We start from the raw sequence: 22,190 nt of genomic DNA on the forward strand, positions 1-22,190 counted from the left end.
CACATAACATGGTTTTACGCAAGGCCCGTTCGGGGACATCTTCGGCGTGGTTTCGACCGCGTTTCCATTATACAATCAAATCCCTATTCAGACCATCTTCGCTTCGGTGGCGAAGATGTCGTAAAAACCTTCCGTTCTACGACCTAGATGTTTCGCATGTCACGATTGCCGTGAATGACGCGAGCCACCTCTATGCCGCCTTCGATCGCGCGGTAGAAGATCACGTAGTTGCCAACGCTGAATGAGCGGGCTCCTAGCACACCAAATCTTGGCCGCAGCTCGCCCATCGCAGGCTGGGTCGCAATTGTTTCGCACGTCTCCTGAATCTTGCGCAACCAATTGCGTGCTGCCTCTGGCTTATCCCTCGCGATATACTGAACAATGCCGAATAGATCGTCGTCCGCCTCCGGTGCGTAGATGACACTTGCCATTAGTCTTTGCCATTCTCAATTTCTCGAATTCGGGCTTCCGCGCGGCGGTAGACATCTTCGGCTGGAACACCCTTTCCGGCGTCCAATTGATCAAATCCCTTTTGTACTTCAGCGTGAAGCGTTTCCCTTGCCTGCAACAGACGCAACCCTTCGGCAAGCACATCGGACTCGTTCAGGAACCTCTTTTCGGAGACCATTCGTTGTACGAATGGGACTAAATCGCTTGGGATTTCTGTTGTCATGACTATCTCGATTTTGACCGGCTTGGCAGCGTTGCCGGTCGTAGAACATGGTTTTTACGCAAGGCCCCTTCGGGTACATCTTCGGCGTAGATTCGGCCGCGTCTCCATTATACAATCAAATCAAATTCAGAACATCTTCGCTTCGGTTGCGACGGTGTCGTAAAAACCTTCCGTGTGTGACCCTAGAGTGAACGGATGTCTCGATCACCTGCGATGACGCGTGCGACTTCGATACCGTTCTCGATTGGCCTAAAGAAAATCACGTAACGACCAACAACGCTGCTGCGAATCTCTGCACCGTATTCCGGACGTCGCTCTCCAAACTTTGGAGTCTCCGCGATGAGCTTGCACTTCTCTTCAATCTTCTCAACCCAATTCGCCGCTGCAATCGGTTTGTCACGTGCGATGTAATCGTAGATATCCGACAAATCCTGTTGTGCGGCCGGTGCAATGATCAGCGTTGCCATTATTCAGCTGACTCCAATCCCTTCTTCGCCCGGGCCCGCAATTCGCTGAATACGACTTCCCCGTCGATCCCCTTACCTGCGTCCAACTCATCAATTCCTTTTTGAATTTCCGCGGCCAACTGTTGCTGACTCTTTAACAGCTGGACTCCAGCAGCAACTGCCGCTTCTGGCGAGTCAAACTTCCCAGATGCTACCAAACCTTCTACGAACTGCATTGAATCCGGGCTAAGCTGTACATTCATGGCTAACCTCCATCCGGCGCTGCCGGGTCACACAACATGGTTTTTACGCAATGGCCTTCGGCACACCTACGACGTGGTGCTGGCCTCGCTCTCATCATACAATGAAATCTTTATCAAGCCACCTTCGCTTCGGTTGCGTCGGTGTCGTAAAAACCTTCCGTTGGCCGGTCGAAGTCTTCTCCATGAACCAGCGAGATCGCGTCACAAAACTCGCGAAAACGGACTTCGCTTCTGCGTTCAAACTCGCCTGCAGCATCACTGACGTTCGCGAGAAAATTCAATCGCTCGGCTGGGTTGCCCGATATGCCCCTGCCGCCGACGTCCGCCGTGTGGTCGCGACCGCTGACAAGACTGCTGGAACTTCAACTAACTTCTACGCAGACACGATGGCGTTGGCATGGCCGCTACGCGCGTTACATGAAACGGAACATGGGAACCTGATACCGCCGTTGCTAAAAACCGCCGTACAGCTCGCCGCCGATGTTCACCCGGCTGCCAGCCATGCTGAGGCGCTCGTACTTCTAATAAACGCGGTGCTTCCACACAGCTTGCAAACGGCAGAACCCGCAATTGCTGCACTCAAATCCATCGCAACTGATTCGCATTGGCGCGTTGTTCGTGCGCTGACCGATGTCGCGTTGCTCGTAAACGCGTTTGATCGGCAATCCGCGACAGACCTAGCGTCAGCGATTTCCGTGGAGAATAAACGCAGGTCAACACTTGATCGGATTTCTGCGGGTGAAACAATGCAACCCCGGCCGTTCTTCTGGTAGTCCCAGCCGCAATCGCCGGACAACACGGTTTTTACGTTAGGCCTTCGGCACGCCGCCCGTTTGTTGTTCGGCGCTCGCTGGGGTGGTAAACTTGTTCGCAATTCAAGCCGTTCACCAATGGAGTGGCGGTGGCGTCAAAACCTTCCGTTGTGTGACCCTCGATAAACAATGTTCAAAATCAAAACCTGCGCGATCGTGAACAGTCGATCTGGAGTATTGGTAGCGAAGTGAATAGAAGATTGTTGACAGTGATGTTATTTGCACTAGCGTCGTGCCTGCTCACGACTCCTGCATTGGCAAGTGGCCAGGGGAGACCCAACATCGTGGTTATCATGGCCGACGACCTCGGCTATGCCGACGTTGGTTTCCAGGGGTGCAAGGATATTCCAACACCGAACATAGACGAACTTGCGACCAGTGGCGCTCGGTTCTCGCAGGGCTATGTGACTGGATGCATGTGCGGTCCATCTCGCGCTGGCTTTATTACCGGTCGTGTGCAGTCAACGTTTGGCTATTACGTGAATGCCAGTCAACCTCTCAATCCGAAAGAGGGCTTGCCGGCCGGGATCAAAACGGTTGCACATGACATGCAGGTTCAGGGGTACGTCACCGGCGGTGTCGGCAAGTGGCACATGGGAACTGCGAATCATCAACTCCCTCGCGTAATGGGATACTCTGATTGGTTTGGCTTCTATGGCGGCGGGCTGATGTACTTCCCGCTTGATCATTCATCATATAACGGCCGCTATTTCGAAAAGAAAAAGCCTTGGGGTGTACGTGACATGCATCACACGCTGCCGCTGCTTCACAATGGCACGCAAGTCGAGTGGGATCAGTACCTGACGCGCGAGCTGACCGATGGTGCCATTCGATTCATCGAAAAGAACCGCGAGAAACCTTTTTTTCTATTCATGTCGTACAACGCACCCCATGAATATCTCGAAGCACCGGAGGAAACGATCGCTAAGTATCCAGCGGAATTGATGACAAAGGTCCCCGGCGTACTTCCGAAGAGCCGGTCGGTCTACGGCGCCATGGTTGACGAGATGGATCAGGGCATCGGGCGTTTGACAAAAACTCTCGACAAGCTGGACCTTACCGACAACACGGTGGTCTGGTTCTTGAGCGACCACGGGGGACTAAAACGAACCAGTGACAATCGACCGCTGCGTGGCGCGAAGGGCAATGCCTACGAAGGCGGATTGCGAGTGCCCTTTGTGGTCCGCTGGCCGTCGCAAGTGCAGCCGGGAACGGTGCTGGATCATCCAGTGACTTCCCTCGACATCGGGGCAACGGCGATGGCTCTTGCAGGTGGCAGCGTCAAACAATCCGGTCTGCACGGGGTCGACATCACCGATTATATGAAAGGGAATACAACCAAACCTCCCCACGAAGCACTCTACTGGCACACCGGCCGCCGTCCCCAGGACATCACTGGAGTGTTGCGTGAAGGCGACTATAAGATGATTGTGACTCGCGGCGATGTCGAATTGTTCCACATCAAAGACGATCCGACAGAGTCCCATGATCTTGCCGGCGCTCAACCGCAACGCGCCGAGCGGATGTTGGCACTTTGGAAAACTTGGAACGAATCCAACAGTCCACCGTTGTGGAAAAAGGGGACGGGCGGCGGCGAAGATGATTATCAGTATGCCGACTACGAATGGCTCAAAGGCACACCACATTACCGGATTAAGAACGAGTAGAACCGATCGCACGCCACGCAAATGAGTGTCAACGAAGTTCGAGGCAATTTCGCAATTCTTCACCTGTCTCTGGTGTTCCGTGCCGCCTAAAATGGTTTTTACGCTAGGCCTTTGGCACACCTTTCCTGTTTGGCGACGCGGGCTGGCATTGGTACAATTCCTGTTAGTCTAGACTCGCTCGCTTCGTTCAGGGCGGTGACGCAAAACCTTCCGTTAGCCGTTAGCCGCCAATGTCCGTTGTAACAACTCTCAACCTCATGGGGCATACCGAAGCAGCGCTGCGTCACTACCAAGACGCCCTTGGTGCTGAAACTCTCTTCTTGATGCGGTTTCGTGAATCTCCAGATCAGTCACACACACGCGCTGGCATGGAAGACCTGATTTTCCACGCAACGTTTCGCGTATTGGACACAGTCATCATGGCAAGCGACGTCGGATACGAAGACTCCGACTCTAAACCAACGTTCGCGGGCTTCTCTCTTGCGTTGCAGATGGATTCGCCGGTCGTTGCCAAACGCGCCTTCGACGCACTGGCCGATCAAGGGCAGGTTGTGGTTCCGTTCGCCGAATCAAAATTCACTTCGTGGTATGGAATTGTGATTGATCGTTTTGGTGTCTCGTGGAAACTGAATGTCAACGCGACTGGCGGTTAACATGGTTTTTACGCTAGGCCTGCGGCACACTTTCCAAGTTTGGCAACGCGGGCTGACATTGATACACTTTCCGGTAATTCAGACTCGCTCGCTTCGTGCAGGGCGGTGTCGAAAAAAACCTTCCATTGTGCGACGCAGGTTTCTCCGATTGCAGGCCCGTCATGTCCGAACCCTCATTTGAATCCGCATCACCTTACAAAAATGACGTTCTCGCATTGCCCGTTTCTGATCTTGATGCTGCCTCAGAATGGTACTGCAAACACTTTGGCATGACCGAAATCGAACGCCCAGACGCGCCGAAGCCCGCTGTCATCCTTGAACGCGATGGCGTCCAGATCGGTTTCGCCATCATTGGTGGTGATCCATCTGAAGCGGGTGCTGCAATTCGTGTCAATGACATTGACGGCATCAAGGCACAACTCGAATCCAATGGCGTTGGTGTTGCAAACATCCGCGTCGACGAACGCGACGGTGAGAAGTTCAACGTATTCTTTGTTGTCGCCCCGGACGGGCTTTGCTACTACTTCAACGAACCAATTGCTGGTTGACCGAATGCTCCCTGTCGCTTGCGGTCGATCTCTGATGGATGCCTAAAAGGCGGTTCCGCGTCCCACAACATGTTTTTACGCAGAGGCCTTCAGGCACAACTTCACCGTTTGTTGTTCCAGCTTCCTTGGGGTGGTAAACTTGCCTATGGTGCAAACCGTTTTCCAATGTTGGGACGATGTCGTAAAGCCCCGTTGGCTGTCGGGCCGATGAACAAACGACGAGTTTGTTGCTGCAACTACGTATCCGGCAAGCGAATTTGCCAAGTTAGGCGAGAGTCTGAAAGGATCTACCCGTAGACATGGACATGGACATGGACATGTGGAAATACTTTGGCATCACCCACACCGACCATACGGTTATGAACCCGATGAGCCTAGCCAAGACGAGGGAGCTCATCGACCTCCTGCACCTTCCTGACGGTGCGCGGGTGCTAGACGTGGGCTGCGGTAAGGCCGAGTTTCTCTGCCTCGTGGCGGAGCGGTACAAGGTGACCGGCATGGGGCTCGACCTGTCTGCAATCACCTTCAAGGAGGCTCGAAAGAACGTTGCCGCTCGGGAACTGACCGATCGCATCGAACTGCTGAACATGGACGGTGGCAAGTATGAGCCAGATCAAGAGGAGAGTTTGGATATGGCCTCATGCATCGGCGCCTCCTGGGTCTACCAGGGCCACCAGAGAACGCTCAAGGCCTTGAGCAAAATGGTGAAACCCGGCGGTCTCGTACTCGTGGGCGAACCATTCTGGAAGATCGCCCCCGACCCCGAGTACCTAAGACTTACCGAACAAGAGGCGGATGCATACGAACCTCACCCTAACAACGTTCAAATCGGTGTGGACCTAGGTCTTACGTTTTTGTACTCCGTCGTATCCAGTGATGACGATTGGGACCGCTACGAGGGACTCCAGTGGCAAGCGGCCGAACGGTACGCGACCGCCCATCCCGATGACCCAGACGTGGAGGTGCTTCTCAGGACCATGCGCAAGAACCGGGACGCCTACCTGCGATGGGGACGTGACTGCCTGGGCTGGGCCATGTACCTGTTCCGTAAGCCGTGAAGGCCTCGCTACAACTCGATGTAAAGTCACGCGGAGGCCCCCTCAGCCAACATGGCGTTGCCGCACAGTACCGTCACCGCTTCACTGTTCAAACTCATTAGATTTCGGCCACGCTGAATTGCCCTTTCCACCGTTTTCTTGTTGCGAGGCGTGGCGAAGGCCACGCTTCCCTTTGAGAGACTTAACCCATGAATTCGTAAACTTCACGATCCTCAAAGGGGATGCTCCTGAGAGCAAATCGAATTCATGGATAGTCGCAATATTTTTACCACCAATCATCCAACGGATCCCGGCTGCGTACCCTCCAAGAATAACGCCCGTTGGGTTCGTCGTTTTGGCCCAATGATGATCTAGTGATTACGGAACATTACGGCAAGACCTGTGAACGATTGACGACAGTAGCCTAGTGCGAGTGACGCCCAGCATGTTTCTTGAACATAGTCGCAGTGCGATCACCTTCCTTGTTTCACAACCGGAGGTATTGTTGGTAAACTACCGCGTGAATCTGAGTCGCTTCGCTTACGGTTCGGACGCAAAGCCCCTCCGATAACAGCTCATTCGACTCACACTTCCAAAGAACGCCATGCATAGCATCGCCAGCATTGAGACCGACCGCCCTATCGACGAAGTCTTCGTTTATACCAACGATAAGGTCGCCGATTGGAGCCTGACCGTCGTCGAGAACGAGATCATCGAGGACAAGCATGGCGTCGGATCGACTTTTCGCTGTGTCACCGAGGAGAAGGGTCGCCGCATGGAATTCCAAGGCGTCACCTCGCTCTGGGAACCACCCACCAAGTCCGCGATTAGCTTGACCGGAGAGCTATTCGACATCGAGGCGGAATACCGCTTCGAAGATTTGGGAGGCCGTACCCGTGTGACCCAGGAGTCCACCGTGCGTGGCAAGGGCTTTGCAAAGATCATGTTCTTCCTATTCGGATGGTTAATGAAAAAACAGGGCTGCGACGCCGTCACGAAAGAGCTCGAGAGTCTGAAGGAGAAACTCGAAGGCGGCGCCGGCCAAGCCGATCGCTGATTCAAATACAACCGTTCCATCCATAGGACAAGCATTGCCTACCAACTTGGTTCTTATGCAAGGGACGTTCGGGCGTGGATGTGGGGGATCGCCCTGGACGATAGCTACCGCGATCGGTACTGCGTTGGCGTTGCATTCATGATGCGACGAAAACTGCGGCTAAAGTGGGCGTGATCATAGAAACCGCAAGTGTGAGCGATCTCCGAAACGGTTTGGTCGGTCTCAATCAATAATCGAGCAGCGTTTTCCACCCTCACGCGCATAATGTATTGATGCGGCGAAGAACCGAACGCCGCTCGAAAGCGTCGGTCGAACTGACTGACCGATAAACCCGCCTTCTTGGCGAGTTCCTTCGTTGTCAGGTGTTGTTCGTAATGAGCGTGCAAATATTCGATGACATCCGCAAATGCGGTTGCCGTTCGAGGCTGCTCGCGAAGCTGTTCCACTTGTCGTGAAAGTCCGGCGACACCAATCACGCGCCCCCGACTGTCTCGCAATGGGATCTTTGTGGTTACCACCAAACGCGGTGACCCCTCCGCCTCGGGTGCGCTCTCCATACGATTTAGGATCGCCTCGCCAGATTGCATCACAGCCAAGTCGTCCGCTCGATATTCATCAGCACGCTGTTTTGGGAAAAAGTCATAATCCGTTTTCCCAATCGCATCGTCCTCTGATCCAATACCACAATATTCACAACCGCGCCGATTCAAGGCAACAAATCGGCCTTGGCGATCTTTGACAAAAAACGAAAGACCGGGCAAATGGTCAAGCAGCCCAAACACTTGCTCATAGGATCCAAGACGCTCGAAAAAGCGACGTCGAAGGCTGGCATTTTTCATGCGTTAATTTTACACAACTATGATGCTCACGTGCAAGACTCACTCAATCGTCTAGGCCATAATTGCGAGTCATCATCGAAGACAGGGACGGCGGACGAGGTATCGATTGATTCCCGATTGTCCGCTAGTTCCCACCGAGCGTGATGCCGTTTTTCGGGTCAACCAGAACCATCGAGTACAGACAACACTATGAAAACATGTTTTCATCTATTTGCATTCTTTGTGATTGCATTTGGCTTTACTGGCGGGGTCACAACGGCGGAGGAAATTGAATTCAATCGCGACATCCGGCCAATTCTTTCGGACAAATGCTATTTCTGTCATGGCCCGGATTCCAACACACAAGAAGCAGGACTGCGACTCGACTCTCATGATGGTGCCGTTGATGTCATCGAGTCTGGCGAATTGATCGACCGTGTTACGAGCGATGATCCAGACGTTTTGATGCCGCCGCCCGATTCAAAATTATCACTCACCGGGAAAGACAAAGCGATGCTCCGGGAATGGATCGACCAAGGTGCGCAGTACAAAAGCCATTGGTCGTTTGAGTCAATTCCTGAGGCGGTAGCGCTACCGATGGTTGGTGACCCTAGGTGGTGCCGTCAGACGCTTGATCGATTTGTTTTCGCTAAATTCAGCGAAGCGGGATTTGAACCAAATCGTGCGACCGCCCCGCTTCGTTGGCTACGTCGCGCTGCGTTCGACTTAACTGGTTTGCCGCCGAGTCCAAGTCAGATCGCCATATTTGAAAAAGCAATTGCCAACGAAAGCACAGCGAGCGAATCGGAACTTGATTCCCTTTACAACGCAGCAGCCCAACGCATGCTTGATTCGCCAGCCTTCGGTGAACACATGGCCGTCGCATGGCTGGATTCTGCGCGGTATGCCGACTCGTACGGATATCAATCCGACAAACTCAACACGCAGTGGCCCTATCGCGACTGGGTCGTCAAAGCATTCAACGACAATCTACCGTACAACCAATTCCTTACCTGGCAGCTAGCGGGTGACTTGTTAGACGAACCTACTCGAGATCAGCGTCTTGCCACGGCCTTCAATCGAATCCACCGCCTTAACAATGAAGGCGGAGCCGTTTATGAAGAATGGCGAATCGAGAATGTGGCTGATCGCGTTCACACATTTGGAACCGCTGTGCTGGGGTTAACGCTAGAGTGTTGTCGTTGTCACGACCATAAGTACGACCCGATTCCGTCGCGAGACTACTATTCGCTTTCCGCTTTCTTCAATTCCATCGATGAAAGTGGCGTGTACGACCGTACCGAAAAAGTCCCTTGTCCATCGATGCTGCTGCCAACCGAGGCGCAATCAAGAAACTTGGATGAGGCAAAGCGGAAACTTGCCGAAGCCGAACATGCTTATCAACGTGAACTCACTGAATCACGAAAACGATGGGACGCTTGGAAGTCGGATTCCCCCGAAGATTTCGAAATCCCTGATCTTCGCATCGCGTTGGGTTTTGATCGCGGATTTGACAATTCGTTAAAAGAAATCTATCACCCGTCGCAGTCCGATCGTTCGTGGACAGAAATGCCTGAGTTGGTTGATGTGACGGATTCACCGATCGCTCGACTCGATATGCAATTGGCTGCTGACAAAGGCGAGTCGACGCAACCACGACAAGCATTGCAATTGGACGGCGAGCGTGGGGTAACCACAAAAGGCATTGAACCACTGGATCGATGGACACCGTTCACCGTGGTTATCAGCATGCGAGAAACAAAACGCTCGCCGCTTCGCAGCCTGATCGCCCACCATACACGCGGCACCGATTGCGGATACAACGGTTGGGACCTGACGATGGTAGACGGGCACATTGAGTCACGGATGTATCGCGTTTGGCCAGGCAATGCGATCGGCGTTCGCACCGTTGATCCGATTCCTGTTGATGTTTGGCACCAAGTCTCGGCGACCTATGATGGTTCCTCCAAAGCGGAGGGGCTGAAAATCTTCGTGGGAGGTAAGTTGCTCGAAACGACCATTTTGCGAGATGAGCTCAAGAAAAGCTGCAATGTGAAAGTCGATCATGGTGGCGAGTTTGTGATTGGGCAACGGTTTCGTAGTCGGGGATTCGCTGGCGGATTGATCGACGACGTGCGTCTCTATACTCGCGAACTAACCGTGCCCGAATTGCAATCTCTTGCGACAGGCACCTCAGGTGAGCGAACACAAGAATACTATTGGTCTGCTATCGATAAACCAACTCGTTCTGCGCTCGACGCATTGACTTCCGCTCGCAAGGAACTCGTAATGGCCGAAGAGGCCATGAATGAGATTCCTATCATGAGAGAAACCTACCAACCGCGAGCGGCGCATCTGTTGGCCCGAGGGCAATACGACGCGCCAAAGAACGACGAGACTCGCGTTGAACGCAACACGCCGAGCGGAATTTCCTTTCCATTTCCCGCAGGGGCGCCACGTGATCGCCGAGGACTTGCCCAATGGGTGACCGACCCTCAACATCCACTGACGGCACGCGTTGCCGTAAATCGACTGTGGGGCAACTTCTTCTCATCCCCATTGGTTCGAACCCCTGAAAACTTTGGGCTACAGGGCGAATTGCCTACTCATCCCGCACTTCTCGATTGGCTGGCGCGGGACTTTATCGACGGGGGATGGAATGTGAAACGTTTTTGCAAAAACGTGGTATTGTCAGCAACTTACCGCCAAGACTCAGCTGCGACGGAAGAACAATTGAAGCTAGATCCTACGAACCGCTTGCTTGCTCGCGGTCCCGCGCACCGACTCGCCGCTGAGCAAATCCGCGACTTGGCGTTATCCGCATCCGGACTATTGAACTCGGAGATCGGAGGTCCCCCGGTGTCGCCCTACCAACCTGGTGAAGACTTGTGGAAAGAATCCAACAGTATGTCGCCGCCATACAAGCAATCCGTTGGCATTTCGCTTTATCGACGCTCGCTATATTCGGTGTGGAAGCGAACCTCTCCGCTGCCGAACATGTCGGCATTCGACACGACATCCAGAGAAGTTTGCACGGTAAAACGTTCACGAACCAACACGCCGCTTCAAGCACTCGTTTTGCTCAATGACGTACAGTTCGTCGAAGCAGCACGCGTCATGGCGCAAGGGTTGATGTCGATCCAAGACGACGATGGTCGAATCAACGAAGCCTTTCTAAGGCTGACGGGGCGCCGCTGTGATCACCAAGAAACGGAGATACTTCGGACACTCTTTGCCGACGAATTGGAATACTACAGCGAGCATAAGCAGGACGCCCAGAATTTTGTCACGTTCGGCGACGAAAAAGTTGACCCTGGAACGGATGTCGCATCACTCGCAGCATTCACTACGGTTTGCCAAACAATCTTGAATCTCGATGCCACCATTTGGAAACGATAATGATGAGCTATTCACGCCCCAACGATCCACTTTCCGTCAATCGACGACTTTTTTTCAAAAACAGTTGCACCGGCGTCGGCGTAGCCGCATTGGCCAGCATGCTCGGCAGCGAATCCGCAGCCGCTACAGCAACGGCAAATCCAGGCACCCACTTTGCTCCGAAGGCAAAACGGATCATCTATCTGTTTCAATCCGGAGGGCCGGCCCAGCAAGACCTATTCGACTATAAACCGCTGCTCAATGATATGAATGGCAAAGAATTGCCTGCGACGGTGCGTGGCGAGCAACGGTTAACGGGCATGTCCGTCAATCAATCCTCATTGCCATTGGCGGGTTCGCAATTCAAGTTTTCTCAACATGGTCAATCGGGAGCTTGGCTAAGCGAATTGTTGCCGCACCATCGTGAGATCGTCGATGACGTTTGCTTCGTCAAGTCGATGTATACCGAGGCGATCAATCATGATCCCGCTATTACGATGTTCCAAACAGGGTCACAAATTGCCGGCCGACCCTCGATGGGCGCTTGGTTGTCGTACGGCCTCGGAAGCGACAACGAAGAGTTGCCTGCATTCATCGTGTTGGTTTCAGCGGGACAAGGAGGACAACCGCTATACTCTCGTCTTTGGGGTAACGGGTTCCTCGATTCCAAGTACCAGGGCGTGCAATTTCGTGGTGGCCAGGATCCGGTGCTCTATCTTTCCAATCCCGAAGGAGTGTCCTCGGCCCGTCGCCGTGCCCAACTTGATGCCATCAGCTCACTCAACCAACATCAATTCCAAAAGGAACTCGACCCCGAGATTGAATCGCGGATTGCCCAGTACGAGATGGCCTATCGAATGCAAACCAGCGTACCGGAGGCGACTAATTTCTCGGACGAACCAGAGTCCACGTTTGAGCTATACGGTGAAGATGCTCGCACTCCGGGAACCTTTGCCGCTAATTGCTTACTTGCCCGACGGTTGGCGGAACGTGACGTGCGATTCATTCAATTGTACCACCAGGGCTGGGATCAACACTCAAATCTACCAAAGCAAATCAAAGGACAAGCAAAGGAAACCGATCAATCGTCGGCGGCTTTGGTGAAAGACCTGAAGCAGCGTGGTTTACTCGATGACACACTTGTGATTTGGGGCGGTGAGTTCGGCCGCACATCGTATACGCAAGGCGTGCTGACCAATAACAACTACGGTCGTGACCATCATCCGCGATGTTTTACAACATGGATGGCTGGCGGTGGCATCAAACCGGGAATCACGCATGGCGTGACGGACGAGTTTGGTTACAACGTCGTTGAAGATGGAGTGCACGTGCATGATTTCAACGCAACCATCTTGCACTTGATGGGAATTGACCACGAACGTTTGACGTTCAAGTATCAAGGTCGCCGCTTTCGACTAACCGACGTCCATGGCGATGTGTTGCACAACATTATTACCTGAAAACGCCATTTTAGATGACCTGAAATACGGAGCCGCAATTCACGACGGTTTGGAAACGATGCGATTCAAGAGGTTCACGAACCTACAGGTGCGCTAACCTGCAGGTGTATGGAGGGGCGAACCCACAGATAGCGAGGCTATCGTCATGACAACTGCCCCCAACCGATCAACCAACCGTCGATGCGAAAGCCCGCTTGTTGCCAACGACGAAAGAACCACAGGCTTGCCCCATAGATTGTAGCAAGCTCGAAGAGGTGCCGAACGACCATCGGGCGAAATGTGGCGGACCACCAAAAATATTCGTCTAACCCTGTTCCTGTAAAAACCAGGCGCCCCAATTCGACACCGACCGCTACGACGACGGCTAACGAGAGTATCGTGGCAACGAGTATCTTGCGAGGACGTTTCGTTTTGGCACAGGATGCCTGAACATTCATCGTGAACCATGCCGCAGCCGCCATGACGAAAAACATGATCGCCAACGATATCGGCTTCATGATCAACAACAAAAAGTCGTTGCCGGATTCAAAGTTGACTGTGGTATTCAAAAAGTGAGATTCCAAGATCCGACTGGAAGCTTGCCGCAACACAATGCCAACAGCGATCAAGAATGTCACCAACAACAAACCCTTGATCGTCCAAGCACTGGGGCTGGCAGAGGCATCATCCGATGCTTGTCGGTCAATCAAGCGAAAATGCAAAAGCGGCGAAAAGAGCGAGAGTGTCACCAGACACCATGGGACGATTAGTGCAGAGTCAATCAACCAAATGGCCCACATTAACTTGGGCAAAGGACCGACGGGAAAATGGGGATTAGGGGCAACCCAAAGGGCAAGTAGTGATGAAGTAAGAATTTGAAGCAAAACGGGAATGGCAAATAGAAAGCAGAGACAAGCCAGTGTTAATGGCCGAGACTCATTCGGTTCTCGCCAAAGCCACCAAATGGCGACTTGCAGTGCGATGGCCAATTCGAGCCCCGCCGATGCAGCATCGAAACCGCCAAGCAAGTCCGTGAGGAAGCTCGTGTGCGAGAAGGTCACTCCTTGAATCGCAAAATACAACAGACGCAGCATTACCCAATAGGCAACCCAAATCGCGACCGTGATCCATACGGTATTGATGAAACTGCGGCGTCGATGTTCTGCTTGCGTTGGTTCCATGACGTTTGCTTACGCGATGATGGAAAAACCTGTCTCACGAATCGCCCGTTAGTATAACGGCACAAGGCATGCATAACTTCAATCGGCTTCGCCGCCGACTTCTTTGATCACATCAGCAAAGGGCATTTGGTTACAAACGCCGAAGTGAGGTTCGCGTGTCATGCGTGCTCGAACCATCGCAGGCGACGACAAGCCACATAGAAACCGGGCACGATCGCGGGCAGTAGCAAGTGGCTCGGGGTACTTTTCAGCCATTTCGTCGATCGCGATCTTGGCGGATCGACCAATCGATCGATGCGTTGTCTCGGGAAGCGAAAAGGGACCATTACCAAGACAAAAACTACAACTCCCGCATGCTTGGCTTGTTTCACCGAAGTGTAATGACAGTCGAGCGGCCAAACATGAATGAGCCTCGGCAAGCTCAAATACTTGATCCAAACGTCCAACGTCTGTTTCTTCGCGTTTGAGCATTCGCTTGGCGAACTCCTCGGCCAGCGACTCAGCACACTGCGGACGTTTGACCCACCGATAGCCGTGAGTCAAATCGCTTACCTTCACCTCCAACCATCCCTTTTCGGCCATGTATTCGATTGCCTTGATAATTCGATCTCGATCGGTGTCGAGTCGTTTTGTCGCCAAGGTAACGTTAAGCGTAAACCATGTCCGACCTTTCGTTAGCATCGACAACAACGACGCAGCAAACTCACGTGATGAGCCGCTAAGTTTGCCGAGAATATGCTTCGACGTGACTTGCGGTTGGATTTTGTAACTTTCATAGCGTGGCGATGTCGCCTGCAAAAAACCGTCAAGTTCCATGTAGGTGAGTAGTGTCCGAACCACCAAAATTCGAATATCGGACTCCGAAGAAAGTCGGTAATGTGAAATATGAAACGAGTCGCTATGGCCGCTGAGAATTTCGATCATTCGCCGAATGTTGCGGCGTGAGGGCGTATCGCCGTAGGAAAAATTGTCGAGCACGATTCGGTCTTCGGGAACAACTAGCATTTCGCAAATTGCATCTTTGCCATCGCGACCGGCGCGGCCTGTTTCTTGAGCGTAGGCTTCAAGCGATTTCGGCGGATTAAAATGGTAGACATAGCGAATATTTGACTTATCGATGCCCATTCCAAACGCGATCGTAGCAACGACAATGCCTGATTTGCTTTGAATGAATTCGTTTTGTATCTTGATTCGCTCATCGGGATCGAATCCCGCATGGTATGCGGTGGCCACGATCCCATCTTCGGTTAGTTGTTCCGCGATCTCTTCTGCTGCTCGTTGCGTGGTGACGTAGATTAACGTGGAACCCGCTTTGCGAGTTCGGAGTTGTTTCAACAAATGAGCGTATTGATTGCTTTGATCAAGCACGATGCTGCGAAGATGCAAATTGGATCGAAAGAACGTCGTACGAATCGCATCTTCATCCGCAATTGCAAACGCGGCTTGAATGTCCTGCAAAACCGATGGGGTTGCAGTTGCGGTGAGCGCCAAAACACGCTGGGCTGAAAAACCTTCCGCAACTTTGGCGAGTTTCAAGTAGTCGGGACGAAAATTGTGCCCCCACTGGCTGATGCAATGGGCTTCGTCGATCGCGAACAGCGATATCTTCAATTCGCTTAGCGATGCAATGAAGCGTTCATTGAAAAAACGCTCTGGTGCAACGTACATCAACTTGATACTGCCGTCGCGAATCCCTTTCATTGCACTCCGAAATTCGGATGGCGGCATCGAGGAATCGAGTCGCGCCGCAGCGATGCCTCGTTCTTGCAATGCATCGCATTGATCTTTCATCAGCGCGATCAATGGCGAAACGACGACCGTCGTCCCCGAAAAAATCTGGCTCGGCAATTGGTAACACAAGCTTTTGCCACCGCCGGTTGGAAACACAGCCGCGACGTTTTTGCCCTCGAGCAATCGCGTGATAACCGCTTCTTGGCCCTCGCGGAACTCATCAAGTCCAAATTGGTCTTTTAGTAGTCTTTGATATTCCATTGGTCACTGAATCCATCCGCCGCCGAGCACTCGTTCGTCATCGTAGACCACAGCGGCTTGTCCCGGCGCGACTGCTTTTTGTGGTGAATCGAACTGAACGCTAAATCTCTTTGGGTCGTCTTCGGCCAAAGTGACTCGGCCCGGTAGCGGTGACCCGTTGTAGCGAATTTGGATTGCCACCGAAGAGGGTATCGACTGGGGATCGACGAGCCAATTCGCTTCCGATGCGGCAAAGTGATCACGCAGAAGTGATTCGGGTGGCCCAATCACGACGCGATTGGTGTCGGTTTCAATGCGAATGACAAAATGAGGGGTGCCCATTGCGACGCCCAACCCTTTGCGTTGCCCGACGGTGAACGCTTCGTAGCCCTGGTGATCACCGACGACTTTCCCGTCGACTGTCACGACCTGGCCCGCCGTCGCTCCGACCATCTCGGGGCGGCGTGCTTTCACAAAGTCGCTGTGGTGTCCTTGTGTGACAAAGCAAATCTCTTGGCTGTCCTTTTTACCCGCGACGCCCATGCCCAAACTTGAAGCGATTTCACGAATGGTTGGTTTATCAAACCCACCGACTGGTAGCATCATCCGTTTCAGTCGTTCGGCACCAATTCCGAACAGGGCGTATGACTGATCTTTGTTGCCATCGAGTCCGCGATGCAGTTGGGGGCCATCCTCGCCGTGAAGAAGCCTTGCATAGTGACCGGTCGCGACGAAATCGGCATCCACACCATCGGCATAATCAAACAAACGACCAAACTTGATCCAGTGGTTGCATTTCACACAAGGATTGGGGGTTCGGCCGCTAAGGTAGTCGTCGACGAAATAATCGACGATCCGGCGGAAGTCTTCTTGCAGATCGAGTGCATAGAACGGAATCCCCATTTTCGAGGCGACTCGCCGGGCATCGGCGGCATCCGAAGCGGTGCAACACCCCTGTTTATGGTCGGCCCGAGCTTGCTGCAATCCACCCAAAACCGGTAAAGAGCTCTGATTTCTTGCCTCGCCGGCACCTTCGCTGCGGGGGTCCACCGTGCAAACCCGGGCTGATTCCTCGCCATGTCGCATAAACACGCCGATACATTCGTGGCCCGCTTTGAGCAGGAGGTGAGCCGCGACACTCGAGTCGACGCCGCCGCTCATTGCCAGTACCACGCGTGCCATGTTTTTTTTCTCTCGTCGTCGATATGATGAATGAACTAAGCGATTACCCCTTCACCCTTGATCATATCCTGGAGTCGAACCAAAGAATGGATGCGGAACTAGTTCAACGCAGCAAGAAGATCCGCGATCGTCTGGTCCAACTCGGAGACTCTCTTGACTACGCTGGCAAACAGGATGAAATCAAGGCCATCGAAGGTCAAATGGGCCAACCGACATTCTGGGACGATAACGAATCGGCCCAGAAAACGGTCGCTCAGTTGAAGGGGCTAAAGGTCATTGTCGGGCCAATGCAAGAATTGTCTACCTCGGTTGACGATTTGGCCGCCTTAATCGAGATGGCCGAAGAGGACCAATCGATCGCCGACGAGGTGGCTGCCGAGGTCGATCGGCTCGAGGGAATCCTTGACGAATTAGAGCTCAAAGCACTGTTGAACGGCACCAACGACGGAGCCGGTGCGATCGTTACGATCAACGCTCGGGACGGCGGAACCGACGCGAACGATTGGGCCGATATGATGCTACGAATGTACTCGGCATGGGCGGTCGCCAGCGACTACAAAATCGAACTGCTCGACCGGCAAGAGAACGAAGAAGCGGGAATCAATCACGCATCCATCGCCGTTCGCGGCCCGATGGCCTACGGCTATTTGAAGGGCGAAGAAGGGATGCACCGGTTAGTACGAATCAGTCCATTCAACAGTGAGGGCAAACGGCAAACCAGTTTTGCGGCCGTCAGCGTCTCGCCCGAGATTGATGATTCCATCGAGATTGACATTGAAAAGAAAGACGTCCGCGAAGACACTTACCGCGCCGGTGGTGCGGGCGGACAACATGTCAACAAGACCGACAGCGCAGTTCGCTTGACACACGTCCCGACCAATACGGTCGTGCAATGCCAAAACGAACGGAGCCAACACCAAAACCGTGATACGGCCTGGAAAATGCTGCGTGCAAAAATGGCACGCGTTGAAGAAGAGAAACGGGAAGCCGAAGAAGCGTCAAAGTATGCGACGCAGGCAAGAACCGGGTTTGGAAGCCAAATACGCAACTACTTCTTGCACCCGGACCAACGCGTCAAAGATGCTCGCACAGGCCATTACGTTGGCAATTTCAACAGCGTCATGGACGGAAGTGAGTTACAAGGTTTTTTGGATGCGTTCTTACGTTTACGAGCGGGGAAACAACAGTAGAGGACTTAACCATGCCTTCGATCTTTACAAAAATTATCGATCGCGAAATTCCAGCGGACATTGTTTACGAAGATGATGAATGTTTGGCATTTCGCGATATCACCCCCAAAGCACCAACACACATTTTGGTCATCCCAAAGCGAGAAATTGTTTCGCTCGCCGATTTGACCGACGAAGATGAAAAAATCGTCGGGCACTGTATTTTGGTCGCCGCCAAGGTGGCCCACAGCGAAGGGCTGGCCGCTGGATACCGAGTTGTCGTGAATTGTGGTAGCGACGGAGGCCAAGAAGTGCCGCACCTGCATTTCCACATTTTGGGTGGACGCCAAATGACGTGGCCACCCGGTTAAGGCAAAGTGGCCACCCGGTTAAGGCAAAGTGGCCACCCGGTTAAGGCAAATCGGGATGCGGATGGGGCGGCGTGATTTCGAGTGACAACTGTAACCGTTTCGCAGCCTCCGATTCACCGGCCGAATCGAGCCGTTCGATTAGCGATACCGTCGGTCCGACTTGCACCACCATTGGCAAAGCATCGACTCTTTCTTCGAGCCGAGTCATCAGCGAAGCAACATCCGGTGGCGGAATCGTTCGCCACAATACTGCTTCGGCTAACCTCGCGATCGCGGGCCGTTCATTGTCACGGCTAAGTCCTTTGAGTGCCTGTGTCGCTTCCGCTCGACTTCCCGATGACAACAACCAACTGGCGGCTACCAAGCGGACGGCTGGTGATGGATCTTCAAGCCTGGCAAGTGCTGACTTGATCGTTTCCGCTGGTACTTGGCGACTTTTCCATGCCACCGGCAACAACGCTAGAACCATCGCGGGCAAGGGCCGACGATCGAGTTGTCCGACCAACTCCAACGCGATCGCACTTCGACCGCTTCGCCATGCTGATTGAGCCGCCATCATCGACAACCATTGCTGTCGCCATATCGGCGGACGTTCCTTCAGCGAATCAAGCAAAGCAAGCAGCGCTTTGTCGAATTCACGCTGCTCAAATTGAGCCATCGCCGCAGCTTGCTTTTCACTGACGTTGCCAGGTTCAATCCAAAGCACTCGAGCAGCGGAAAACGAATTTTCTTTGCCATCTTTGGCGAACCGAATGGTGATCCGTTTGGCGTCAAACTCGGTAATTTCGCCCTCCAGAACTTCGATTGCTTGCGGGTACCAACTGTTTTGAACCGACGCTGACCGCTGCGACTGCAGCCAAATTTTGTCAACTTGCTGTTGTTCTTGCGCGGCCGATGAATGCGAGGCGAATGCGAAAACAGTGCAACCGACGACGACAAATGGCTTCATGGCGCCGACTCCTGGAGGAGTTCACTTGCTTTCCCTAACGATCGAATATCGACGTAGTGATATTGGCCGTTATTCTGCGAGGCCAAGTCAATCAGAAAACTGTTGTTTGGTGCGACCGGGTCGGTACCAAATTCGATTGCATGGATCGTTGCTCCCACTTGCTGAGCACGACGCCGAATCTCGGCTAGCTGGGACCCCGACAATCGTGGAATTCTCGCATCGGTCAGAAAGAAGATCACGTCAGGTCCCATTTTTAACGCCATTTTCAATGCACTTTCGTGCTCGGTGCTGCCGAACGCCTTGACGGATTCAACATACCGGATCGCTCGACGGATGATCGCTTCCTCACCGACCATCAACCCAAGCCCAGCATGTTCGGTTTGAAATGGCCTTGGTTGTTGGTTGTAGAAGATCAACTGAAAACGTTGGCGTTCGGAAAGAGATTTCAAACTCTTGATCATCTCTCGCTTCGCCGCTCGCAGTGGCAAGCCACCGTTGCCATTCATGCTGTCGCTGCGATCAAAAACGTAAACGAACCGAGAACCGCTTCCCGACACGCCGAAAACGGTCGTTGTGGTGTTGTTCGAATCTCCCTCCGTGCCGGGCGGACGTTTGGAATCGAATGCGTCGCCATCGAGCGAGGTTTTGCCGGCCAACCCTGTGCCGGAAATGGGTGAGGGAGCCCGTTTCATTTCGCTAAGAATTCCGGCCAAATCAATCGGTGGCGACAAATCCGCGGGTGGCGCCGCAGAAGAGGCGGAGTCAGAGGAGGTCGCCGAAGTGCTATCGCTGGTCATTTCGGGCTTAATCGGTTCCGCTGTATCGACGTAACGGTCTCGATTCGGCATGCGATGAACCATGGCGATCCCCACCGGACGGTCGACCTCGGAACCGGTTCCGGATGGGGCTTGGTACCAAATTAGCCCGATCACGGTCAACAAGACGACATGAAAAACAACCGAAAGCAACATCGCCGGCAAGGTTCGCTCGGGCAACTCTAACTCCACCGCATCTGACGACGGGGGAATCGATTGAATCGGGGAAGCGGGCATGCGGGTCAGTTGGCTGAAAAAAGGGGGAAAAGCGGGAATTTTCGCTCGGATCTGAGCCTTGCACCCGAATGCGTCACTTTTCAGATTCGGCTTGGGCAATTAGGTTAATGGGCCTTCCTATTCTAACGCTATCACGCCACTTGAGTGCAGTCCGCCAGCATGAATCATGCCGGTGAGCCGACTTGGTCGTCATTTAAGACATTTGGCTACATTGGAAGATAACTGAATCGCTTTACCCTGCGGAGAAAAACCTCGTGAGCAACGCTCGATACCTATTTACTAGTGAATCTGTCAGCATGGGCCATCCCGACAAGCTGGCCGACCGTATTTCCGACGGCATCCTTGACGCATTGCTTGCGAAAGACCCCAACAGCCGCGTGGCATGCGAGACGATGGTGACAACCGGCATGGCGATTGTTGCTGGTGAGATTTCGACCAAGGCCGTCGTTCAATACTCCGACGTGATCCGTGAAGTGATCAACGAAGTCGGCTATACCGATGACGAAATGGGAATTTGTGGCAACACCTGTGCCGTCTTGGTCTCGCTCGACACGCAAAGCCCCGACATCGCACAAGGCGTCAACGAAGATGGTGCTTCGGGCAAAGACGTCGGCGCTGGCGACCAAGGTTTGATGTTTGGCTACGCTTGCAAAGACACGCCCGAACTGATGCCGCTACCAATCGCGCTTTCGCATCGGATCATCAACCGTATTACCGAAGCTCGCTTTGCCAAGGAAGTCGATTGGTTGCGTCCCGACAACAAGTCACAAGTGACGGTGGAATACGAAGGATCGACTCCGGTTCGTATCGATACGGTCGTCGTCAGCGCTCAACACAGCCCCGATGTGTCGAACGAAGACATTCGCGAGTTCATTATCGAAAACGTGATTAAGCCTTCGATCCCTGCGGAATTGGACAAGGGCGACATCAAGTACCACATCAACCCAACGGGCCGATTTGTGGTCGGCGGACCTCACGGCGACTGCGGTTTGACGGGACGCAAGATTATCGTGGATACCTACGGTGGATGGGGTCGTCACGGTGGTGGTGCGTTTAGCGGCAAGGATTCGACCAAGGTTGACCGCAGTGCCGCATACATGGCCCGCTATGTTGCCAAGAACATCGTTGCATCCGGCTTGGCCGAGCGATGCGAGGTTCAACTAGCGTACGCAATCGGCGTAACCGAGCCTGTTAGCGTTCACGTTGACACCGAAGGAACGGGCAAAATCGGTGACGACAAGCTTTGTGCACTCGTTCGTGAAAATTTCCCACTGACACCATCAGGCATCATCGAGCATTTGCAACTTCGTCGTCCGATCTTCCGGCAAACCAGTGCAGGCGGACACTTTGGTCGCGAAGGCGATGCATTTACTTGGGAAAAAACGGACAAAGCCGAAGCGTTGGCCCAAGCGGCCAGCACCGTGGCAACCGCGTAGTGCGGTGCGACGCAAGCGAAGCGAGCAGCCGCTCGGATTGCGCTGGCCCGCTCCCGTTGGTCGCTAGAATCGTGTCATGACAACATCA

General features: G+C 53.3%; 21 protein-coding genes. 11 read left to right on the plus strand and 10 right to left on the minus strand.

From position 1 onward, the window contains the following. Nucleotides 1–143 precede the first annotated feature (143 nt). From CA13_RS14660 to CA13_RS14675, 4 genes are all read right to left on the minus strand, one after another. The gene (locus tag CA13_RS14660) at nucleotides 144–431 is read right to left on the minus strand and encodes a type II toxin-antitoxin system RelE/ParE family toxin (RefSeq protein ID WP_146397832.1); all 288 of its coding nucleotides are present in this window, start codon (nucleotides 429–431) and stop codon (nucleotides 144–146) included. Beyond that, entirely contained in the window at nucleotides 431–673 is a 243-nt protein-coding gene (locus CA13_RS14665) for a ribbon-helix-helix domain-containing protein (RefSeq protein ID WP_146397834.1), read from the minus strand. Before CA13_RS14665 ends, CA13_RS14660 begins: the two co-directional genes overlap by 1 nt. 182 nt (nucleotides 674–855) lie before the next feature. After that, nucleotides 856–1,140: a type II toxin-antitoxin system RelE/ParE family toxin gene (locus CA13_RS14670; RefSeq protein WP_419194370.1), complete on the minus strand. Its 285-nt coding sequence runs from the start codon at nucleotides 1,138–1,140 to the stop codon at nucleotides 856–858. Next, complete coding sequence (locus CA13_RS14675) at nucleotides 1,140–1,382, minus strand: ribbon-helix-helix domain-containing protein (RefSeq protein ID WP_146397836.1); 243 nt, start codon at nucleotides 1,380–1,382, stop codon at nucleotides 1,140–1,142. The genes CA13_RS14670 and CA13_RS14675 overlap by 1 nt, the downstream gene beginning before the upstream one ends. A 101-nt stretch (nucleotides 1,383–1,483) precedes the next feature. On the opposite strand from CA13_RS14675, the gene CA13_RS14680 reads away from it, so the two are divergent. The 6 genes from CA13_RS14680 to CA13_RS14705 all read left to right on the plus strand — a co-directional run bounded on the left by CA13_RS14680 (nucleotide 1,484) and on the right by CA13_RS14705 (nucleotide 7,156). Then, the gene (locus tag CA13_RS14680) at nucleotides 1,484–2,155 is read left to right on the plus strand and encodes a hypothetical protein (protein WP_146397838.1); all 672 of its coding nucleotides are present in this window, start codon (nucleotides 1,484–1,486) and stop codon (nucleotides 2,153–2,155) included. A gap of 251 nt (nucleotides 2,156–2,406) precedes the next feature. Then, nucleotides 2,407–3,861 carry a sulfatase-like hydrolase/transferase gene (locus CA13_RS14685; protein WP_146397840.1) on the plus strand — a complete coding sequence of 485 codons (1,455 nt, stop codon included), beginning with the start codon at nucleotides 2,407–2,409 and terminating at the stop codon, nucleotides 3,859–3,861. A gap of 230 nt (nucleotides 3,862–4,091) precedes the next feature. Continuing rightward, complete coding sequence (locus CA13_RS14690) at nucleotides 4,092–4,514, plus strand: VOC family protein (protein ID WP_146397842.1); 423 nt, start codon at nucleotides 4,092–4,094, stop codon at nucleotides 4,512–4,514. A 161-nt stretch (nucleotides 4,515–4,675) separates the two neighbouring features. Next, the gene (locus CA13_RS14695; RefSeq protein WP_146397844.1) at nucleotides 4,676–5,062 is read left to right on the plus strand and encodes a VOC family protein; all 387 of its coding nucleotides are present in this window, start codon (nucleotides 4,676–4,678) and stop codon (nucleotides 5,060–5,062) included. Nucleotides 5,063–5,361: 299 nt separating this feature from the next. Continuing rightward, nucleotides 5,362–6,120, plus strand: coding sequence for an SAM-dependent methyltransferase (locus CA13_RS14700; protein ID WP_419194371.1), 759 nt, complete (start codon nucleotides 5,362–5,364; stop codon nucleotides 6,118–6,120). Between the two features lie 583 nt (nucleotides 6,121–6,703). Further along, entirely contained in the window at nucleotides 6,704–7,156 is a 453-nt protein-coding gene (locus tag CA13_RS14705) for an SRPBCC family protein (protein ID WP_146397846.1), read from the plus strand. A gap of 104 nt (nucleotides 7,157–7,260) precedes the next feature. On the opposite strand, the gene CA13_RS14710 is transcribed toward CA13_RS14705, so the two are convergent. Beyond that, a complete protein-coding gene (locus CA13_RS14710) occupies nucleotides 7,261–7,995 on the minus strand; it encodes an AraC family transcriptional regulator (RefSeq protein WP_146397848.1) in 735 nt (244 codons plus the stop codon). A gap of 189 nt (nucleotides 7,996–8,184) precedes the next feature. On the opposite strand from CA13_RS14710, the gene CA13_RS14715 reads away from it, so the two are divergent. After that, nucleotides 8,185–11,373: a DUF1553 domain-containing protein gene (locus CA13_RS14715; RefSeq protein WP_146397850.1), complete on the plus strand. Its 3,189-nt coding sequence runs from the start codon at nucleotides 8,185–8,187 to the stop codon at nucleotides 11,371–11,373. Next, nucleotides 11,373–12,812 (plus strand): DUF1501 domain-containing protein, encoded by a 1,440-nt coding sequence (locus CA13_RS14720; RefSeq protein ID WP_473087463.1) that lies wholly within the window; start codon nucleotides 11,373–11,375, stop codon nucleotides 12,810–12,812. The genes CA13_RS14715 and CA13_RS14720 overlap by 1 nt, the downstream gene beginning before the upstream one ends. 143 nt (nucleotides 12,813–12,955) lie before the next feature. Here CA13_RS14720 and CA13_RS14725 read toward each other — a convergent pair whose 3' ends face one another. The 3 genes from CA13_RS14725 to mnmA form a co-directional block, all read right to left on the minus strand. Further along, a complete protein-coding gene (locus CA13_RS14725; protein WP_146397852.1) occupies nucleotides 12,956–13,972 on the minus strand; it encodes a hypothetical protein in 1,017 nt (338 codons plus the stop codon). 78 nt (nucleotides 13,973–14,050) lie between these two features. Then, nucleotides 14,051–15,964 carry a RecQ family ATP-dependent DNA helicase gene (locus CA13_RS14730; RefSeq protein ID WP_146397854.1) on the minus strand — a complete coding sequence of 638 codons (1,914 nt, stop codon included), beginning with the start codon at nucleotides 15,962–15,964 and terminating at the stop codon, nucleotides 14,051–14,053. A 3-nt stretch (nucleotides 15,965–15,967) separates the two neighbouring features. Next, a complete protein-coding gene (gene mnmA / locus CA13_RS14735) occupies nucleotides 15,968–17,125 on the minus strand; it encodes a tRNA 2-thiouridine(34) synthase MnmA (RefSeq protein WP_146397856.1) in 1,158 nt (385 codons plus the stop codon). 86 nt (nucleotides 17,126–17,211) lie between these two features. Here mnmA and prfB point away from each other — a divergent pair, with 86 nt between their 5' ends. Next, a complete protein-coding gene (gene prfB / locus CA13_RS14740) occupies nucleotides 17,212–18,315 on the plus strand; it encodes a peptide chain release factor 2 (protein WP_146397859.1) in 1,104 nt (367 codons plus the stop codon). 11 nt (nucleotides 18,316–18,326) lie between these two features. Continuing rightward, a complete protein-coding gene (locus tag CA13_RS14745) occupies nucleotides 18,327–18,665 on the plus strand; it encodes a histidine triad nucleotide-binding protein (protein WP_146397861.1) in 339 nt (112 codons plus the stop codon). 40 nt (nucleotides 18,666–18,705) lie between these two features. Here the strand turns inward: CA13_RS14745 and CA13_RS14750 are convergent, their stop codons facing one another. After that, complete coding sequence (locus tag CA13_RS14750) at nucleotides 18,706–19,614, minus strand: hypothetical protein (RefSeq protein WP_146397862.1); 909 nt, start codon at nucleotides 19,612–19,614, stop codon at nucleotides 18,706–18,708. Beyond that, on the minus strand, nucleotides 19,611–20,666 hold the full coding sequence (locus CA13_RS14755) for a vWA domain-containing protein (protein ID WP_419194372.1): 1,056 nt from the start codon (nucleotides 20,664–20,666) through the stop codon (nucleotides 19,611–19,613). Before CA13_RS14755 ends, CA13_RS14750 begins: the two co-directional genes overlap by 4 nt. A gap of 254 nt (nucleotides 20,667–20,920) precedes the next feature. On the opposite strand from CA13_RS14755, the gene metK reads away from it, so the two are divergent. After that, nucleotides 20,921–22,102, plus strand: a complete 1,182-nt coding sequence (gene metK, locus CA13_RS14760; RefSeq protein ID WP_146397863.1) for a methionine adenosyltransferase — start codon at nucleotides 20,921–20,923, stop codon at nucleotides 22,100–22,102. Nucleotides 22,103–22,190: the final 88 nt, after the last annotated feature.

This window comes from Novipirellula herctigrandis (assembly GCA_007859835.1).
GTDB classification, from domain to species: domain Bacteria; phylum Planctomycetota; class Planctomycetia; order Pirellulales; family Pirellulaceae; genus Novipirellula_A; species Novipirellula_A herctigrandis.

Bases quoted from the DNA above. Each gene is read 5' to 3' on its own strand.
- CA13_RS14660 (WP_146397832.1), bottom strand. From the start codon at position 431: ATGGCAAGTGTCATCTACGCACCGGAGGCGGACGACGATCTATTCGGC.
- CA13_RS14665 (WP_146397834.1), bottom strand. From the start codon at position 673: ATGACAACAGAAATCCCAAGCGATTTAGTCCCATTCGTACAACGAATG.
- CA13_RS14670 (WP_419194370.1), bottom strand. From the start codon at position 1,140: ATGGCAACGCTGATCATTGCACCGGCCGCACAACAGGATTTGTCGGAT.
- CA13_RS14675 (WP_146397836.1), bottom strand. From the start codon at position 1,382: ATGAATGTACAGCTTAGCCCGGATTCAATGCAGTTCGTAGAAGGTTTG.
- CA13_RS14680 (WP_146397838.1), top strand. From the start codon at position 1,484: ATGAAATCTTTATCAAGCCACCTTCGCTTCGGTTGCGTCGGTGTCGTA.
- CA13_RS14685 (WP_146397840.1), top strand. From the start codon at position 2,407: ATGTTATTTGCACTAGCGTCGTGCCTGCTCACGACTCCTGCATTGGCA.
- CA13_RS14690 (WP_146397842.1), top strand. From the start codon at position 4,092: ATGTCCGTTGTAACAACTCTCAACCTCATGGGGCATACCGAAGCAGCG.
- CA13_RS14695 (WP_146397844.1), top strand. From the start codon at position 4,676: ATGTCCGAACCCTCATTTGAATCCGCATCACCTTACAAAAATGACGTT.
- CA13_RS14700 (WP_419194371.1), top strand. From the start codon at position 5,362: ATGGACATGGACATGGACATGTGGAAATACTTTGGCATCACCCACACC.
- CA13_RS14705 (WP_146397846.1), top strand. From the start codon at position 6,704: ATGCATAGCATCGCCAGCATTGAGACCGACCGCCCTATCGACGAAGTC.
- CA13_RS14710 (WP_146397848.1), bottom strand. From the start codon at position 7,995: ATGAAAAATGCCAGCCTTCGACGTCGCTTTTTCGAGCGTCTTGGATCC.
- CA13_RS14715 (WP_146397850.1), top strand. From the start codon at position 8,185: ATGAAAACATGTTTTCATCTATTTGCATTCTTTGTGATTGCATTTGGC.
- CA13_RS14720 (WP_473087463.1), top strand. From the start codon at position 11,373: ATGATGAGCTATTCACGCCCCAACGATCCACTTTCCGTCAATCGACGA.
- CA13_RS14725 (WP_146397852.1), bottom strand. From the start codon at position 13,972: ATGGAACCAACGCAAGCAGAACATCGACGCCGCAGTTTCATCAATACC.
- CA13_RS14730 (WP_146397854.1), bottom strand. From the start codon at position 15,964: ATGGAATATCAAAGACTACTAAAAGACCAATTTGGACTTGATGAGTTC.
- mnmA (WP_146397856.1), bottom strand. From the start codon at position 17,125: ATGGCACGCGTGGTACTGGCAATGAGCGGCGGCGTCGACTCGAGTGTC.
- prfB (WP_146397859.1), top strand. From the start codon at position 17,212: ATGGATGCGGAACTAGTTCAACGCAGCAAGAAGATCCGCGATCGTCTG.
- CA13_RS14745 (WP_146397861.1), top strand. From the start codon at position 18,327: ATGCCTTCGATCTTTACAAAAATTATCGATCGCGAAATTCCAGCGGAC.
- CA13_RS14750 (WP_146397862.1), bottom strand. From the start codon at position 19,614: ATGAAGCCATTTGTCGTCGTCGGTTGCACTGTTTTCGCATTCGCCTCG.
- CA13_RS14755 (WP_419194372.1), bottom strand. From the start codon at position 20,666: ATGCCCGCTTCCCCGATTCAATCGATTCCCCCGTCGTCAGATGCGGTG.